Source organism: Nitrospirota bacterium, assembly GCA_040752355.1.
In the GTDB taxonomy this organism is placed as follows: domain Bacteria; phylum Nitrospirota; class Thermodesulfovibrionia; order Thermodesulfovibrionales; family Dissulfurispiraceae; genus JBFMCP01.
In genome coordinates, this window is the sequence record JBFMHE010000026.1 from 1 (window position 1) to 15,891 (window position 15,891).

Annotated in this window: 13 protein-coding genes; 3 read left to right on the top strand and 10 right to left on the bottom strand. The window is 61.5% G+C overall.

Going from position 1 to position 15,891, the window contains the following annotated elements:
* Window positions 1-413: 413 nt before the first annotated feature.
* Window positions 414-983 (top strand): type 1 glutamine amidotransferase domain-containing protein, encoded by a 570-nt coding sequence (locus tag AB1805_15340; protein ID MEW5746803.1) that lies wholly within the window; start codon window positions 414-416, stop codon window positions 981-983.
* A gap of 90 nt (window positions 984-1,073) precedes the next feature.
* Here AB1805_15340 and AB1805_15345 read toward each other — a convergent pair whose 3' ends face one another.
* The 8 genes from AB1805_15345 to AB1805_15380 all read right to left on the bottom strand — a co-directional run bounded on the left by AB1805_15345 (window position 1,074) and on the right by AB1805_15380 (window position 11,528).
* On the bottom strand, window positions 1,074-2,657 hold the full coding sequence (locus AB1805_15345; protein ID MEW5746804.1) for a thiamine pyrophosphate-dependent enzyme: 1,584 nt from the start codon (window positions 2,655-2,657) through the stop codon (window positions 1,074-1,076).
* A gap of 149 nt (window positions 2,658-2,806) precedes the next feature.
* A complete protein-coding gene (gene aroF / locus AB1805_15350; protein MEW5746805.1) occupies window positions 2,807-3,832 on the bottom strand; it encodes a 3-deoxy-7-phosphoheptulonate synthase in 1,026 nt (341 codons plus the stop codon).
* A gap of 114 nt (window positions 3,833-3,946) precedes the next feature.
* Window positions 3,947-5,068 carry a histidinol-phosphate transaminase gene (gene hisC, locus AB1805_15355; GenBank protein ID MEW5746806.1) on the bottom strand — a complete coding sequence of 374 codons (1,122 nt, stop codon included), beginning with the start codon at window positions 5,066-5,068 and terminating at the stop codon, window positions 3,947-3,949.
* A gap of 6 nt (window positions 5,069-5,074) precedes the next feature.
* A complete protein-coding gene (gene pheA, locus AB1805_15360; GenBank protein MEW5746807.1) occupies window positions 5,075-6,175 on the bottom strand; it encodes a prephenate dehydratase in 1,101 nt (366 codons plus the stop codon).
* A gap of 284 nt (window positions 6,176-6,459) precedes the next feature.
* Complete coding sequence (gene pyk / locus AB1805_15365) at window positions 6,460-7,872, bottom strand: pyruvate kinase (protein MEW5746808.1); 1,413 nt, start codon at window positions 7,870-7,872, stop codon at window positions 6,460-6,462.
* Between the two features lie 64 nt (window positions 7,873-7,936).
* On the bottom strand, window positions 7,937-9,532 hold the full coding sequence (nadB, locus tag AB1805_15370) for an L-aspartate oxidase (protein ID MEW5746809.1): 1,596 nt from the start codon (window positions 9,530-9,532) through the stop codon (window positions 7,937-7,939).
* Window positions 9,520-11,148 (bottom strand): acetolactate synthase large subunit, encoded by a 1,629-nt coding sequence (locus AB1805_15375; protein MEW5746810.1) that lies wholly within the window; start codon window positions 11,146-11,148, stop codon window positions 9,520-9,522. Before AB1805_15375 ends, nadB begins: the two co-directional genes overlap by 13 nt.
* Before the next feature lie 59 nt (window positions 11,149-11,207).
* The gene (locus AB1805_15380) at window positions 11,208-11,528 is read right to left on the bottom strand and encodes a c(7)-type cytochrome triheme domain-containing protein (protein MEW5746811.1); all 321 of its coding nucleotides are present in this window, start codon (window positions 11,526-11,528) and stop codon (window positions 11,208-11,210) included.
* A 183-nt stretch (window positions 11,529-11,711) separates the two neighbouring features.
* Here AB1805_15380 and AB1805_15385 point away from each other — a divergent pair, with 183 nt between their 5' ends.
* Entirely contained in the window at window positions 11,712-12,206 is a 495-nt protein-coding gene (locus AB1805_15385; GenBank protein MEW5746812.1) for an OsmC family protein, read from the top strand.
* Between the two features lie 3 nt (window positions 12,207-12,209).
* Complete coding sequence (gene mqnB, locus AB1805_15390) at window positions 12,210-12,902, top strand: futalosine hydrolase (GenBank protein MEW5746813.1); 693 nt, start codon at window positions 12,210-12,212, stop codon at window positions 12,900-12,902.
* On the opposite strand, the gene AB1805_15395 is transcribed toward mqnB, so the two are convergent.
* Entirely contained in the window at window positions 12,903-15,125 is a 2,223-nt protein-coding gene (locus AB1805_15395; GenBank protein ID MEW5746814.1) for an ATP-binding protein, read from the bottom strand.
* Between the two features lie 147 nt (window positions 15,126-15,272).
* On the bottom strand, window positions 15,273-15,860 hold the full coding sequence (gene pyrE / locus AB1805_15400; protein MEW5746815.1) for an orotate phosphoribosyltransferase: 588 nt from the start codon (window positions 15,858-15,860) through the stop codon (window positions 15,273-15,275).
* Between the last annotated feature and the right edge of the window lie 31 nt (window positions 15,861-15,891).

Sequence of the window (15,891 nt, forward strand, 5' to 3'; positions counted from 1 at the left end):
TGCCGTGCCATGATAATGTCCCTTCCTGCCATCGCTGCCTCCTTACTTAAAAAGAAGCAGTTTAGCACCTCCTCAATAGGACATTTCTAAATTGGCAACTGAGGACATTATCATTTTGGCGTTACACATAAAAGTAACCGCCGTCTGAACGGAGGTCGGGCAGCGCCCCCCGCCGCTGTATCTCGGGATAGGGAGGCGCCGTGGCGGATAAGGGATGGGGAAGGTATATGTTTCACTTTCAGCAACGGAAGTATACTAAGTCCGAACAACGGCGATGCCGTTCCTCGCTTCGTGCCCTCCGCGGGGGGGGACCAGCATCGGGTGCGTTTGACATCCCTGCGGAACCGTCTAAAATCTGAAGTAAGGAGAGGTAACGTTTATACACGTCTCGCTGCGACAAAGGGAGGTGCCGTATGCCTGAGAAGACCTTGGAGGGAACGAAGGTCGCCATTCTGGTGACCGATTATTTCGAGCAGGTAGAGTTGACGGAGCCGAAGAAGGCGCTCGAGGAGGCAGGCGCCACGACCAGGGTCGTCGCGCCGAAGCCGGGGATGATCACCGCGTTCAAACACGACACCAAAGGGGACACCTTCACGGTGGATCTGACCCTCGACGAGGCGGACCCCGACGACTTCGATGCAGTGCTCCTGCCCGGCGGGGCGCTGAACGCCGACTCGCTGCGCATGGAGATGAAGGCCCGGGAGTTCGTCAAGAGAATCGATGAGGAAGATAAGCCGATTGCGGTGATCTGCCACGGGCCGTGGCTCCTGATCTCCGCCGGACTGGTGAGCGGGAGGACACTGACCAGCTACTATACGATCCAGGACGATATCCGCAATGCCGGGGGCCACTGGCTGAACATGGAGGCCGTCTATGACGGGAATTGGCTGAGCAGCCGGAGCCCGAAGGACCTGCCGGTCTTCAACCAGACCATGATCGCGCTTTTCGCCGAATACAAGGAAGCCATGGAGCCCGTGACCTGAGCCGGACCGAAGGAGCCCTCCGTGCAAAGAGAAAGGTCCTGCGCCGCATGCGGCGCAGGACCTTTCTCTTCCCGGTACGGGTACGCTGCGTTACTTCTTCTTTACGTTCAATATGCAGGGGCTGCAGGAGATGATGACATTGACGCCCTCGGCATCGAGCTTCTCGCGGATAATCGCGGTATTCTCCTCGACCTTGTAGGGATTCAGCGTCGTTACCGACCTCGCGCCGCTCGCCCTGCAGAGCTCTTCGAGATTGACCTTGCCGCCCTCCTCGCCCTTTGCCGTGATCCCGGTGAGCGGGGTGGGCTGGTGGCCGGTCATGGCGGTGGAGGCGTTGTCCATGATGATGACGAGGATATCCGCCTTGTTGTAAACGGCGGTGATCAGCGCCGGGATGCCGGTGTGCATGAAGGTCGAATCGCCGATGACGGCAGCGACCCTCTTGACCCCCTGGCTCGCTATGCCCGCTGCCTTGCTGATGCTCGCGCCCATGCAGAGACAGGTGTCGAGGGCCGAGAGCGGCGGCGCAGCGCCGAGGGTGTAGCAGCCGATGTCGCCTGCGGTGAAGGCCGGCTTCGCATCGATGAGCGACTTGTAGAACTCCCGGTGCGGGCAGCCGGGGCACATCACCGGGGGCCTGACCGGCAGGGGCGCAGCAGCAGTCACCGCTGTCTTCGGAGAGCCGCCGTTGCCGTTCCAGCCCGGCACGTAGTTCGCCATGGCATCGGGCCCGAGCTCGCCCTCGGCCGGAAGCTCCCCGGAAACCTTTCCCTTCACGTTCGATGAGTACTTTCTCGCGATCTCTTCGACGAAGGGATACCCTTCCTCGAGCACCCAGACCTCATTGAGGCCGCTCACGAACTCTTCGATGAGTCTCTCCCCGAAAGGATAGCCTGCTATCTTGAGGACATCGTAGTCGTCGCCGTACTCTTTTGCATAGGTGTAGGCGATGCCGCAGGCGATGATGCCTTTCTTTTTTCCGGTCCTCGATGCCCTGTTCAGCCCCGCGTCTTCCATCCACTTCCTCAGCTCCGCCTGTTTGCGGTTCAGCTCCTTGTGGCACCTGATGACATTCGAGGGGACCGCGAGCATCTTCGCCGGGTTTTTTTCGAGGGAGAGCGGATTCTCGGGGCGTATGTCGCCGATCTCGACCGGGGCGAGGGCGTGGGAGAGCCTCGTCAGGGTCCTGAGCATGACCGGGAGCTCGATCTTCTCGGAGAGCTCGAAGGCGCGGAGCATCATCTCCTTCGCCTCCTGCGCATCGGACGGCTCGAAGCAGGGGATCTTGGCGAACGCGGCAAAGAACCGCGAGTCCTGCTCGTTCTGCGACGAGTAGGCGCCCGGATCGTCGGCGACGACGAGGACGAGCCCGCCTTTGACGCCGAGATACGCGGCGGTCATGAGCGGGTCTGCCGCCACATTCAGGCCGACATGCTTCATGGAGCAGATCACGCGCCGGCCGGTATAGGAGACGCCGACCGCGACCTCGAGGGCGACTTTTTCATTGACCGCCCACTGGGCCGGTCCCGAAAAGTTCTTCGCCAGGTATTCGAGGATATCCGTCGACGGCGTGCCGGGATAGCTCACCGCCATAGAAATCCCGGCTTCGATGGCGCCTCTTCCGATCGCCTCGTTGCCGGACATCAACATTCTCTTCAGTGCTGTCTGTGCCATACGTACCTCTCTCTCATATAAGCCATCAGCCATCAGCTATCGGCCGCCAGCCATTAGTAGCCATCAGCTCTCAGCAATCAGCCTTCAGCTGGGGTGTACTCCTGCTCCTCGCAAGAAGTTTTCTTTTGCTGACAGCTGAGAGCTTGTTGTTACATCTCCCTTCCCACCGCCAGCGCGACCGGCTTCAGCTCGTTCATGAGCCCGGCAAAGTAATCGGGCTTCAACGACTGCTCGCCGTCGGAGAAGGCCTCCTCGGGATTGGTATGCACCTCGATGATCAGCGCATCGGCTCCTGCGGCCACCGCGGCCTTCGCCATCGGTGCGACGAGGTCCCACTTGCCCACGCCGTGGCTCGGATCGACCACAATGGGCAGATGGGTCATCTGCTTCAGGAGCGGCACGGCGCTCAGGTCGAGGGTGTTCCTCGTCGCGGTCTCGAAGGTCCTGATGCCCCGCTCGCAGAGGAGCACCCGGTGGTTGCCGCGGGACATGATGTACTCGGCCGACATGAGCCATTCCTTTATCGTCGAGGAGAGGCCGCGTTTCAGGAGCACGGGCTTGTCCACCGAGCCCACCTCGAGGAGCAGCCTGAAGTTCTGCATATTGCGGGCGCCGATCTGGATGATATCGGTATACTTCATGATCACCTCGATATCGCGGGGGTCCATGATCTCGGTGACCACCGGCAGCCCGGTCCTTTCGCGTGCGGCGGCGAGGTATTTGAGCCCCTCTTCCCCGAGGCCCTGGAAGGAGTAGGGTGAGGTGCGCGGCTTGAAGGCGCCGCCTCTCAGGAAGGTGGCCCCTGCATCTCTCACCTTTTCCGCGATAGTCGTAAGGATCGTTGCGTTCTCGACGGCGCAGGGGCCGGCGATCACCTGGATCTTCCTGCCGCCGATGGTGACGCCCCGGACCTCTATTTCCGTGTTCTCTTTTTTGAACTCGCGGCTCGCGAGCTTGTAGGGCTTGACGATCCTGACGACGTTCTCGACGCCGGTCATCGCCCGTATGCCGTCTTCCTCCTCCTCGGTCACCTTCGAGGTATCGCCGATGACCCCGATGATCGTCCGCTCGGTCCCGGTCGAGACGTGCGCCTTGAGCCCTTTGCTCTCGAGCTTCTTCAGGATATGCCTGACATTCTCTTCCGCCGTGTCAGGTCTCAATACGATGATGTCCATGACTCCTCCCCTCTCTTCGTACAGCGTTATAGCGTCTATCGCGTTATAGCGTACAGCGTAAAAGGATGAACTCCTTAACGCTATAAACGCTGTACGCCATAGACGCGATAAACGCTATAACGCGACAAACGCGATAAACGCTATAACGGTCTTCAGTGCTTCGATAAAGCGCTCGTTTTCTTCCGGACGGCCGATCGTCACCCGTATCTCGTGCGGGCCCATGGGCCGCACGATCACCCCTTTCCGGAGCAGCGCCTCGTAGAGCGCCTTGGCGTCTCGCCCGAGCGGCAGATAAATAAAGTTCGTCTCGGTCGGGACATAAGGAATCCCGAGACCGCCGAGCTCTCTGTAGAGATACTGCTTTCCCTGCTCGTTGACTTCGACCGATCTCTTCAGGTGCTCGCTGTCGCCGAGAGCGTGCAGCGCCGCGAGCTGCGCCGGGGTGCTCGTGTTGAAGGGCTCCCTGATCCTGTTCAGCTCGTTGAGCACTTCCGCCTTTGCGATGCCGTAGCCGATGCGCAATCCCGCAAGGCCGTACGCCTTGGAGAAGGTCCGGAGGAGCAGAATGTCCCTGCCGTCGGCATAGTAGCTCAGGGTGTCGGGATAATCGGGGTCCTGGACGTATTCGAAATACGCTTCGTCCACCACGACGAGCACGCCATCGGGAATTCTCTTCATGAACTGTTCGAATTCGTCCTTCCTGTTGCTCGTCCCGGTGGGGTTGTTCGGATTGGCGACGAACACCATCCTGGTCCTGCCGGTGACGGCATCGGCCATCTTCAGGAGATCATGGCGGTAGTCGCTCGTGAGCGGCACCTGGACGGCCTTGCCGCCGACCGACTGCACCGCGAGGAAGTAGACGATGAAGGAGGGGCGCGCCATGACCGCCTCGTCCCCGGGGCCCATGAAGGTCCGCACCGCGACATCGAGCAGCTCGTTCGAGCCGTTGCCGAGGATGAGGTTATCGGGGCCGACCGTTACGCCGCCCTTCGAGAGCTTCCCGGAGAGGGCGCTCTTCAGGTAGTACCCGCCGCCCTCAGGATAGCGGTGCAGGTCGTTGCCCTTCGCCAGATAGGCGGTAAGCGCCTCCACCGCTTTGGGCGAGGGGCCGAGGGGGTTCTCGTTCGAGGCGAGCTTTACCGAATTCTTTATCCCGAGCTCACGTTCGAGCTCGGCGATCGGCTTGCCCGGCACATAGGGCTGAATGGCGGAAACGTACTCCAGGGACTTGATCATGCTGCTTCACCTCTCCACGTTATGACCGACGGGATAGGAACCGAGATGCTTCAGATAGAGGCAGTGCTCCTTCACCTCATCGATCGCTTTTTGCACCTTTTTATCTTCCACATGCCCCGCCATATCGATGAAGAATATGTACTCCCAGGCCTTGCGCTTCGACGGGCGGGACTCTATCTTCGAGAGATTGATGCTCTCTTTTTTGAACGGGAGCAGAATCTCGTAGAGCGCACCCGGCTTGTCTTTTACCGACAGGAGAATAGAGGTCTTGTCCGCCCCGCTCCTTCCCGGAAAGTTTTTGCCGATCACGAGAAAGCGGGTGAAGTTGTTCTTCCGGTCCTCTATGTGGCGCTCGATGAATTTCAGGTCGTAGAGCCGGGCCGCCATTTCGCTCGCAATAGCGGCAGCGTCCTCCTCACGCGAGGCGATCTCCGCGGCCTTCGCCGTGCTCGTCGCTTCGTAGACGGGAACGCTGGCCATATTGGCTTCGAGCCACAGCTTGCACTGCGAGGTCGCCTGGGGGTGAGAGTATATCCGCTTTACCTTGCGTATATCGCCGCTCTGCGAAAGGAGGTTGTGCGAGATCTCGAGCATCACCTCGGCGGATATCTTGAGATCGTAATCCATGAAGAGATCGAGCGTCGAGCTGACGACTCCCTCATTGGAGTTTTCTATCGGCACCAGCCCGTAATCAGCCGTGCCCCCTTCGACGGCATCGAAGACTGCCTTGATGCCGCTCACCGGGATGTAGTGCGCGGAAAGCCCGAAGTGGCGGAGGGCGGCGAGATTGGTGAAGGTGCCCTCAGGGCCGAGATAGGCGATCTTGAGCGGCTGCTCGAGGGAGAGGGAGGCCGACATGATCTCCCTGAAGATCACCTTGATCGCATCGTTGGGAAAGGGACCTTTGTTGAGAGCCGTGATGCGGTCGATGACCGCCTTCTCCCGCTCCGGGGAGTGGAACTTGAGGTTGGCCTGCCGTTTTATTGCAGCGATATCGATAGCCAGGCGGGCGCGCTTGTTCAGGAGCGCGAGGATCTTCTCGTCGACCTTGTCTATCTCTTCCCGCTGCTTATCGAGGTTTGAAGGGGTAGAACCGGTTTTGCCCATAGTCACTAATATTACAGGAACAATTTCCCTTTTTGCAATGACGGGCACCGGAAAGAAGTCCTTCGTCAGAGTATCAGCGTGTGTCAGGGGAAGGAGGGTAAGATTCGAACCTTTCAAAGCGATGAGATTCCATCATTGGCTGTGAAGGTTTATTGCTAACGATGCAGAAGTGGTTTCCCAGTAAGGCTATAGACGTGGTCTGTTGATACTTTAAGGTATCGCTGGAAAGGTTCGAATCTTACCCCCCTTCCCCTCCGCTCTAGCCAAGCTCCGGCGCTCTGCGATCATAGCACCCGGTAGAGGCGGATGATGTTCGGTTTGCCGAGGAAGGGGGAGCTTGCGACGAAGACGATGCCGTCGCCTTTCTTCACCACGCCCTCCCGGATCAGGGACTTCTCGACATCGGTCATGAAGTCGGCGTCGAGGACCTTCATGTCCTTGCGGCGGATCAGCCTGCCGGTGACGCCCCAGTAAAGGGGCATCTGTTTCCAGACGCTCTCTTCGGGCGTATACGCGATGACCGGCACCTTGGGGCGGAGCTTCGCGATGAGGCGGGCGGTGAATCCCTTGTTGGTGAAGACGACGATCGCCTTTGCGCCCACGTCTTCGGCGGCATTGCAGGCGCCGTCGGCAATCGCCTCGGTGAAGCGGCTGCCGAGGCGGTAGGACGACTGGATCTTATGGGAGAGCCGCTCTTCGGTGTATCGTATGATCGTATCCATCATCGTCACCGCTTCGACGGGATAGCTGCCCGATGCCGTCTCGGCCGAAAGCATCAGGGCATCGGTCCCGTCGAGCACCGCGTTCGCCACATCCGACGCCTCGGCGCGCGTCGGCCGCGTGTGCTGCGTCATCGACTCGAGCATCTGGGTGGCGGTGATCACCAGCTTCCCCTTCCTGTTCGCCAGATCGATGAGCATCTTCTGGATGATCGGCACCTCCTCCGTCGGCATTTCCACGCCGAGGTCCCCGCGCGCCACCATGATGCCGTCGGCGCTCTCGACGATCTCTTCGATGTTGCTGAGCGCCTCGGGCCGTTCGATCTTCGCGATGAGCGACGGCAGCGCCACGCCCTTTCTCCGCGCCCACTTTTTCACGATCTCTATGTCCTCGGCGGTCCTGACAAAGGAGATGGCGACATAATCGGCGCCCAGCCCGATGCCGAAGTCGAGGTCCTTCCGGTCTTTTTCGGTGAAGGTCTTGAGCGTGAGCGCCGAGGCGGGCAGGTTGACGCCCTTTTTCGATCTGAGGACCCCCCCCTCGATGACCCGCGCCCGGAGCATCTTCGGCGTCGTGCCGGTGACGAGGAGCTTGATGAGCCCGTCATCGAGGAGGACCGTCTCCCCTGCCCTCACATCTTTGAGCAGCGCCGGATAGGAGATGAAGAGCTTTTCCGGGGTGCTCACGTCCCTTCCGGGATAGAGAGAGAGCGCTGCGCCCTCCGCGAGGACAACCCCGTCGTTCTCGACCGCACCGACCCGGATCTTTATGCCCTGGAGGTCCTGGAGGAGCGCCACCATCTTCCCCTGCCTCAGGGCCTCCTGCCGTACGAGGGCAGCCGCTTCGCCGTGCACGATATGATCGCCGTGGGAGAAGTTGAGTCGGGCGACATTCATGCCGCTCTTGATGAGGGCGCCGATGGTCTTCCTGGTGCGCGATGCCGGCCCGATGGTACAGACGATTTTCGCTCTTCTCATAGATGCTCCTCGTGCTACGCACTGGTTATGGTGGTGTCGTGCACGACCGCTGCAGCGGCCGTCTTCAGGCCGGGGCGCTCTTTACGAACGCCGCATGACCCGCCGCAGGGCGGACGAGCGTTACGTGGCGCTGCCAGTCCTCGCCTCTGCCGGGAAAATCGGAGCGGTAATGGGCGCCAACGCTCCCTTTCCGGGCCAGGGCGGCCTCGGTGATGAGGAGGGCGGCGGTGACCATGTTCTTGAGCTCCAGACCCCCTCTCGTGAAAAAATCGAGGTCGAGGATGAACTGCCACGAGCGCAGATGCTCCAGCGCATCGCCCAGTGACTCGCCGCACCGGATGATCCCGACCCGCTCCCACATGACCCGGCGCAGCGCGGCCCGTATCTCTTCGAGCGCGGAGGCATCCACATTCCGTGGTGGAGACGGCGGATGAGAAAAGGCCCTGGCCGCTTTGCTTCCGCTCTCCCGCGCTTCCGCGCTGTATCGCGCTGCTGCACTGCCGGCTCGGCAGCCGTAGACCAGCCCCTCCAGGAGGCTGTTGCTGGCGAGCCTGTTGGCGCCGTGGACGCCGGTGCAGGCGACCTCTCCGGCTGCATAAAGGCCGGGGATGGTCGTCGCTCCGTCGAGGTCCGTCTTGACGCCGCCGATCATATAATGGGCAGCCGGCGAGACCGGAACGAGGTCCCTCGTGATATCCACATCGTACTTGAGACAGGTGGCGTAGATCCGGGGGAATCGATTCTTTATGAATTCCGGGTCCCGGTGGGTGAGATCCAGGAAGACGTTGCTGCCCCCGGTCCTGATCATCTCCGAGACAATGGCGCGGGAAACGACATCACGGGGAGCGAGCTCGGCGCAGGGATGGTAGCTCTGCATGAACGGCTCTTTATGGATGTTTCTCAGGACGGCCCCTTCGCCTCTCATCGCCTCGCTCAGGAGGAACTGGGGCGCCGACGGTGCGAAGAGCGCCGTGGGGTGGAACTGAACGAACTCCATATCCTCCAGGGCTGCGCCCGCCCGGTAGGCGATGCCGATGCCGTCGCCGGTCGCCACGGCAGGATTCGTCGTCCGCGAAAAGATCTGGCCGGCGCCGCCGGTGGCGAGAATCGTCGCCGTTGCGATCACCGCAACGACGCCGTCGTTCGTGAGGACAGTAGCGCCGCTGCATCGCCCGTCCTCGATAAGGAGGTCGATCGCCATCGAGAAGGGCAGGCGCTCTACGGAAGCGAAGGTCTTTATCGTGGTGATCAGGACCCGCTCCAGCTCCCGGCCCGTGGAGTCTCCCTGCGCATGGAGAATCCTTTTGCGGGAATGGGCGGCCTCCATGGTGAACGAGAGCTTCGCTCCCTCGCGGTCGAACTCCGCGCCCCAGTCGATCAGCTCGGCGATACGGTGCGGCCCCTCCTCTACAAGTACTCTTACCGCGTCCTCCCTGCAGAGGCCGTCCCCGGCCTTGATCGTATCCTCGAAGTGGATGCCCACTTTATCCTCGTCGCTCAGCGCAACGGCGACCCCGCCCTGCGCATACTCCGTGCTGCTCTCGGTCGGCATATCCTTGGTAACGACCACCACGCGTCCGTGGGGTGCGAGCTCTATCGCGGCCCTCAGCCCCGCGACGCCGCTGCCGATGACGAGAAAATCGGCGGTTATGCTCTGCATACGATATGCCCCAGTTTTTCGGTCAGCCGCATATTGACGCTGTAATCGACACGGCAGTCGATGAGGGCCGGCGCGTCCTGGGCCAGCGCTTCGCGGAGTGTGCCGGGGAGCTCATCGCTCTTTTCGACCCGGTAGGCCCTGCACCCGAAGGCTTCGCCGAGCTTCACGAAGTCGGGATTGCCTACCTTAACGCAGAACGAACGCCGGTACCGTGTCAGCTCCTTCCACTGGATGAGTCCGTAACAGTTGTCGTTGAAGATGACGGTGACGAACGGAACGCCCAGCCGCACCGCTGTCTCGAGGTCCGCAGCGGACATCATGAACCCCCCGTCGCCGACCGCGGCGACGACCTTTCTCTCGGGATAGGCGAGCTTCGCGGCAATTGCAGAGGGCAGGGCGAACCCCATGGAAGCGAAGCCGTTCGAGATCAGCACGGTATTCGGCGCATAGGCGGGATAGGAACGGCCGATCCATATCTTATGCGCTCCCACGTCGCTGACGAGGATATCCTCTCGATCAAGGGCGCGCCTGATGTCGAGGACGACCTGGAGCGGGCTCACGCCTGCTTCCGTCCGGTACAGGGCAGGGTCGCCGGCATCCGCCTCGATATCCTTTTTCAGCCGCATGAAATAGCCGGGGTCCTTTTCGACCCCGAGCTCTTCGGTGAGCCTCTGGAGCGTTGTGCGTATATCGCCGACCAGCTCGAGCGCATTGTAGGAGGCATCCACCTCCGCCGGGCCGGTATCGATGTGCAGTATGGGTTTGTCCGGCTCCCAGTACTTGGGGCTGAACTCGACCGGATCGTAGCCGACGGCGATGATGAGGTCGGCGCGGTCGAGGCCGCACTGGACGTAATCCCTCGACTGGAGCCCTATCGTCGATACGAAGAGCGGGTCGTCCGCAGGCACGGCGCCCATGCCCATGAAGGTGTTGATGACAGCGATGCCGGCTTTCTGCGCAAAGCGGAGCAGCTCAGCGGACGCCTTGTTCCGGATGACCCCGTTCCCGGCGAGGATGAGGGGCATGCGGGCGTTCCGGATCATCTCGAGGCCCCGGGTGATCGCCCCGGGAGCGGGAACGGGGTACACGACGGGAGCAACGGTGAGAGGAGCGCCCTCTGCCGGGGCCTCGGCGATATCCTCGGGCAGCTCGAGGTGTACCGGGCCCTGCTTTTCGAGCATCGCTACCTTGAAGGCCTTCCGCGTCACTTCAGGGATGACCTGGGGAGAGAGTATCCGCGCATTCCACTTTGTTATGGGCTTGAGCAGGGAGACGACGTCGATATACTGGTGCGACTCCTTATGCGCCCTCGCTCCCGACGCCTGGGCAGTGATGGCGAGGAGGGGGGAGAAGTCGAGCAGGGCGTCGGCGATGCCGGTGACGAGGTTCGTCGCGCCGGGGCCGAGCGTCGAGAAGCAGACGCCGGGAGCGCCGGTGAGCCGGCCCCAGGCGTTCGCCATGAACGATGCCCCGCGCTCGTCCCGGGCGACCACCACCTCGATCCCCGATGCTTCGAGGGCATCGAGAAGGGCAAGGTTCTCCTCGCCCGGGAGGCCGAAGGCGTAGCGCACCCCCTCACGGTCGAGACATCGTGTGAGCAACTCGGCGCCGTTCATGTATCAGCAATTGTAGCATATATTGCCGCATGCATGCGGCAACGCGATGCGCATCAGGACTACATCTTATGGCAGCGGCGGCAGTCCTTGGCCGTGTTGGAGGCGAAGGCCCGTTTGCCGTCATGGCACTCGCCGCAGTATTTCCCCTCGATGAGCTCCCTCATCTTCATATCGGCATGGTCCTTTTTCATCATGAAAGGTTTGGGGTGACAGTCGGTGCACTTCAACCCCTGCTGTGCATGCGCGGCGCCGTCGAAGACGACGGTGCTGATGCCGCACTTCCACTCCAGGACCCGCCCCGTGGGTACGGCGACGGCGCTCGAGAGGAGCGCGGCAATACCGCAGAGTGTTGATGCGACCGTAACGAGTGTCGGCCTCATGGGATGCTCCCTTCGGGTAAATGGCTGCTCTGTGCTTATTATAATCAGTTTTTCGGGGAGAGGGAAGGGTTTGACTCGGCTGGGGGGGATTCACTACAATCCTAAGATAACTGCGGCCTAAGGCTATCGTTGGCCGAGATGTCCGTAGCGCCGGAATACGACCGAGAGGAGGAGCATGAGCGCATGAGCGATAAGGAGCGGGAGACGCTGGAGGCATCGCTGAAGGATTACAAAGGGAAGATCAACCCCGCAGTGAAAGGCACGCTCACCTGGGACAGGGAGCTGATCTTCACGGGAAGGACCAATGAGGGGTACGAGATAGAGTTCGATGCCCATGTCCAGTGGGGATGCAAGCCGACGGACGCGCTGCTCCTCAGCCTTGCGGGCTGCATGGGAATCGATGTGGTGATGTTTCTCCAGAAGATGCGCGCGGAGCTCGCCCATTTCAAGCTCGAGATCATCGGCGAGCGGAACCCCACGCCCCCGCAATATTTCACCTCCGTCGAAATGGTCCTCCACATAGCGGGCAAGGGTCTCGACCCCAAGAAGATCGACCGCGCCGTAGCGCTCTCCCACGAGAAGTACTGTTCGGTCTACAACTCCCTCAGGAAGGACATGGAGGTGAAGGTCCGTTATATTCTCGAAGAGCGGGAGCCGAAGAAGGAGATCAGCGACTAAGCGATGATCGGCATCGTCATCTCTACGGAGCTCGAAGCGGCGGTTCTCCTGGAACACCTCGCCGGGGAGCAGCGCCGCCCGCTGCAGAGCAAGGATTTTCATACCGGCCTCCTCAAGGGAGCGGCGGAGACGGTGCTCTGTATCTGCGGCGTAGGGAAAGCCAATGCGGCCCACGGCACGACGATGCTTATCGAGCACTTCAGACCACGGATCGTCTACTCCCTCGGTGTCGCCGGCGCCTATCCGTCGGCGGGGCTGGGGGTCGGCGATATCGCCGTTGCGGAAAGAGAGGTGTACGGCGATGAGGGAGTAGTGCTCGGGGAGAGCTTCTGCACGATGGAGCGGATCGGCTTGCCGCTCGTCTCGAAGGGAGACCGCGTCTACTACAACGAGCTCCCGATGACCGTACCTCCCGCGCTGGAAGGCTTTTCGCCGCGGGGCACCTTCATCACCGTCTCGTCCTGCTCGGGAACCCTGGACCGCGGCAGGATGCTCGAGCGGTACTTCAACGGGATCTGCGAGACCATGGAGGGAGCAGCCGTTGCCCACATTTGCACCCTCGCCGGCGTGCCCGCAGCCGGAATACGGGGGATAAGCAACATCATCGAGGACCGTTCGGGGCAGCCGCTCCGGAAGAGCGATATCATCACGGCAGCGGAAACAGTGCAGCGGTTCTTCCTGGAGCGGGTCATCTGATCATGCGTCCAGCATCTCCCTGATCTTCCTCAGAAGCGTTGCCGAGATGACGGGCTTCGAAATAAACGCCGATCCCTTCTCCGCCAGCCCCGTCCGGTCGATGATGTCGGCGGTGTAGCCGCTCATGAAGAGCACCTTCGTGAGGGGGCGCTCTTTCCTGATCGACTCGTACGCCTCCTTGCCGTTGCGCTTCGGCATGATGACATCGAGGAGAACGAGGCCGATCCTCTCCTTGTTTTCGGAGAAGAGGTTCACGGCATCCTCGCCGTCTACGGCATCGAGCACCGTGTATCCTGCCCCGGTAAGAATGTCCCTGATCAATCCCCGCACGATGTCGTCATCTTCTGCTACGAGGATCGTTTCGTTCCCTCCGCAGGGAGCGGACGTCTCCGCCGACGGGACCTCACCGCACCGCATCGCGGCAAACGGAAGATAGATCCTGAACGTGGTCCCCTTGTGCGGCTCGCTGTAGACATTGATATACCCGCCGTGCTGCTTGACGATGCCGTAGGCCGTGGCGAGGCCAAGACCGGTCCCCTTGCCCACCTCCTTCGTGGTGAAGAAAGGCTCGAAGATGCGCTGCCGCGTCCCCTCGTCCATGCCGGCGCCGGTATCCGACACCGCGATGAGAACATACGTCCCGGGCCTCATGTAGGAGGGGCTCCCTCCCGGGGGCGCGCCGGCCTCCACGAGCGAGGTCTCGATCGTGAGGGTACCCCCTCCGGGCATGGCGTCCCGGGCATTGGTGGCGAGATTCATGAGCACCTGCTCGATCTGGCCCGAATCCGCCATGACGGTCGGTCCTCCTTCGGGCAGGAGCGTCCTGAGCTCGATATCCTCGCCGATGATGCGCGAGAGGAGCTGCTCGACCTTGCGGATCGTGGCGTTGATATCGACCAGGCGGGGATTGATCTCCTGCTTCCTGCTGAAGGCGAGGAGACTCTGCACGAGATTGGCGGCCCGTTCCGATGAGGCGAGTATCTGGTCCACGTACGATTTGAGGTCGCTCTCCTCGTGCAGTCTCATCTGGAGGATATAGCCGCAGGCGGTGATCGCGGTGAGGATATTGTTGAAATCGTGGGCGATGCCGCCGGCGAGGAGCCCGACGGTCTCCATCTTCTGCGACTGGAGGAACTGCTCTTCGAGCTTGGCCTTCTCCTCCTCCGTGCGCTTGTGCTCGGTCACCTGCATCTCGAGCGCCTCTGCCATGTGATCGAGCGATCGGGCGAGCTCGCCCATCTCGCCCTTCTCGTGGGCTATGCCGGTTCGCGCGCTCAGATCGCCGGTGCTCAGCCGCTGCGCCGCACGTATCAGGGGCGTTATCCGTCGCATGATGAAGAGGTCGCTGCCTATCCAGCCGACGATAACGGTCAGGAAGGCGATAAGACCGAGGAGCCCGAGGTTCCGTTTGAGTGCGTGATCGGCCTTTGCGAAGGCGATCTCCGACGGAATCCCGACGAAGATGTAGGCGTTCTGCTCCCCCGCTCCGTTAAGGAGAGGACTGAAGGAGTAGAGGCGTTGTACGCCATCAAGCCCGGCGGCCTCGATCGTGCCTTCTCTGCGGTGGGCAAGGATCGCTTTGACCAGAGGTGCCTCTGCTGCAGGCCTGCCGACCCATTCTTTCGGTCCGGGGTGGCGGGCCAGGACTACTCCGTTACCGTCGATAGCGGTGATCGTAGAGCCCTCGGGCAGCTGCGCCTGCGCAACAAGCCCTCCGAGCCACTCCATATTCAGTGTTGCCAGGACGACCCCGGTCACGCGCTCCTCGCGCGTGAGTATCGGGTATGCGAGGACGAGCACCGGCTTGCCGGTGATCCGCCCGATATGGAAACTGCCGAAAGCCGACGACCGGGTCTCGACAGCGGCGGCAAACCAGGGGCGGTCGGCGGCGCTCACCGGCCCGCGCAGGGGGACGGCGCTGCAGAAGACATCCCCGTTCTTGGAGGCTGCCGCCAGATTGGCATAATAGGGATGGCGTTTCAGCAGCTCTTTGAACAGATCGCTGCACGGCGCCGCGTTGTGGGAGCGCACCTCAGGGACATGCGCGAGGGTTACGAGGAGCTGCTGTGTTGTTTCGATGAGCGACACCTGGTTCCGTGCAGCGAGACGCACGGTCCGGAGCGCCTCTCTCTTGGCGTCTTCGGCTGCATACCGGCGCTGTTCGATTCCCGCGTAGATGACGAGGGCAAAAGCCGGAAGAACCGCGATAACAATGAGCAGCATCGCCCTGCTGCGGAGATGTGAAAACGAGAGCTGCACTCTATACGTTCCCCCCGGTGTCCCGCTCTTCTGCCGCTCTTCCTCAGCTCAAGGGCAGCGGGAGCAGGGTCACCGTTGCATTATACGTTAACCCCCGGACGGCTCCGCGCATCAGGCGGGATGCTCGCTCCGGTAAACAGCCATCACCTCTTCCCGGGTAACGACCGCCTCGACCACCCGGTAGCCCGCCCGGACATCCTTTACGCTCTCGAGCACCGCCTCGCAGCCGCCTTCCTGCCGGTCGACGAGCGCGATGACCTTGACGACCTCGAGCCCTGCCTCCCGCGCCCGGGAGATCGCCTCGATAGTCGATTTGCCCGTGGTGATGACGTCGTCGACGATGACCACCTTGTCCCCGGCTTTCACGTTCCCTTCGATCCACTGCATGGTCCCGTGGCTCTTCGCCGTCTTCCTGACGACAAAGGCTTCGACAGGCCTGTTCTTGAGGTGCGAGGTGTACGCGACGGCATCGGCGATCGGGTCGGCGCCGAGCGTAAGGCCGCCGATGCCCCGGACCGGGAGCTCTTTGATCATATCGAATATGATACTGCCGATGAGATACATTCCCTCGGGATGGAGGGTCACAGCCTTGCAGTTGAAGTAATAGTTACTTACGCGCCCCGAGACGAGCTTGAAGACGGGCTCGTCGCTGTATTTGAACGCCTTCTCGTAAATCAGACGTATCAATCGCTCTTTCATAACGCTTGCGCTACCCGGCCTTTCCTTGGAA